Genomic DNA, 1,608 nt, shown 5'->3' on the forward strand with positions numbered 1-1,608 from the left:
GCAGCGCAATCGTCCTCAGGCAGGGGGCGCCCATACTGGGCGAGACGGCCTGCGGTGCGCCGCAGGTGCAGGCGTCGCCAGCGGCGGTGGTTCGGTGAGTTGAAGCACGGCCGCCCATAGAACGGGGAGGTATTGCGATTCCGGTCTCATATGTACCTGATCGCAATCAGGCCCCCGCAGGCGTACCTCCCCCCTACCCAAATGGGTCTGGAGTTGACCCGGTAACGTGGACACCATTATGCTTGTGAGGAAGGAGTCCACAATGCCGAGAACGCGTCTACCGTATTCGCCGGAATTCCGGCAGCAGATCATCGAGATGGTGCGAGCGGGCCGCAGCCCTGAGGAACTCGCACGCGAGTTCGAGCCGACAGCGCAGACGATGAACCACTGGGTCAAGCAGGCTGACCTGGATGACGGTCGTCGCCAAGACGGGCTGACCACGGCCGAACGCCAAGAGCTTGTGCGTCTGCGTCGAGAGATCAAGCAGGTTCGCCTTGAGCGGGAAATCCTGGCAAAAGCCGCCGCCTGGTTCTCGCGGGAGACCGGCTCGATTCCGCCCGAATCTTCGAATTCGTGAGCGCCAACCGGGCAACCTATCCTGTGGCCACGATGTGTCGTGTGCTGGACGTCTCCACCAGCGGCTACTATGCGTGGCTGAAGCGCATGCCTTCGCATCGCTCTCAGGCAGACGCGCTCTTGACGGACCAGATCCGCCAGATCCATCTCCGCTCGCGGGGAACGTATGGGGCGCCCCGCGTCCAAGCTGAGCTGTACGACGAGGGGGTACACGTGGGTCGCAAGCGAGTGGCTCGGCTGATGCAAGCGGCCGGATTGCAGGGCGTTAGCCGCCGCAGGCATGCGCGAACGACCCTGCGAGAGGTCGGGGCTCGCCCTGCGCCGGACTTGGTGGAGCGTCACTTCGTCGCTGCCGGTCCCAACAAACTCTGGGTGGCCGACATCACCTACATCTCGACCTGGACAGGTTCCCTGTACCTGGCCGTCGTTGTGGATACCTGGAGCCGGCGAGTGGTGGGCTGGTCCATGGCGACGCACTTGCGGACCGAGCTGGTCCTCGACGCCCTGGAGATGGCAATCAGGCAACGGCGCCCAGCGGGGGTGATCCACCACTCCGATCAGGGCAGTCAGTACACCTCGATCGCCTTCGGCAATCGCTGTCGGGAAGCGGGTGTCCGGCCCTCGATGGGATCGGTTGGAGACTGCTACGACAATGCGCTGTGTGAGAGCTTCTTCGCCACCCTGGAGTGCGAGCTGCTCGATCGTCGCCACTTCCGCTCGCAAGAAGAGGCGCGTCGGGCGGTGTTCGAATTCATCGAAGGCTGGTACAACCCGCATCGGCGACACTCATCTCTCAACTATGCTTCGCCGGCCAGATACGAAATGGTTCACACGCGTGCCGCATGAGTGTCACCCAAGCCGCCGACTGTCCACCAAAACGGGGCAACTTCAGTCATCGTTCCGGTCCGCCGCAGGCTGACCACACCCTTGCGGCCCAACCCTGCTTCCAGCGCAGGATGAGCCAATCGGATGGCGAACCTTTCGCCGGCGCGATCATGGCTCCGTCGCCGGACGCGTGGCATGGCCTGGCGA

2 protein-coding genes are annotated in these 1,608 nt (G+C 63.8%); one reads left to right on the plus strand and one right to left on the minus strand.

The annotated features are described in order from the left end of the window. Positions 1-262 precede the first annotated feature (262 nt). A protein-coding gene (locus MUO23_15135; GenBank protein MCJ7514286.1) for an IS3 family transposase occupies positions 263-1,422 on the plus strand; the annotation gives its coding sequence in 2 pieces (ribosomal slippage) (positions 263-524 and positions 524-1,422; 1,161 coding nt in all). Here MUO23_15135 and MUO23_15140 read toward each other — a convergent pair. Then, positions 1,404-1,608: hypothetical protein (locus MUO23_15140; GenBank protein ID MCJ7514287.1), on the minus strand; the 205-nt coding region annotated here is incomplete at its 5' end. The two genes, MUO23_15135 and MUO23_15140, sit on opposite strands and share 19 nt — an antisense overlap.

The sequence above is a fragment of the Anaerolineales bacterium genome, assembly GCA_022866145.1.
GTDB lineage: Bacteria > Chloroflexota > Anaerolineae > Anaerolineales > E44-bin32 > PFL42.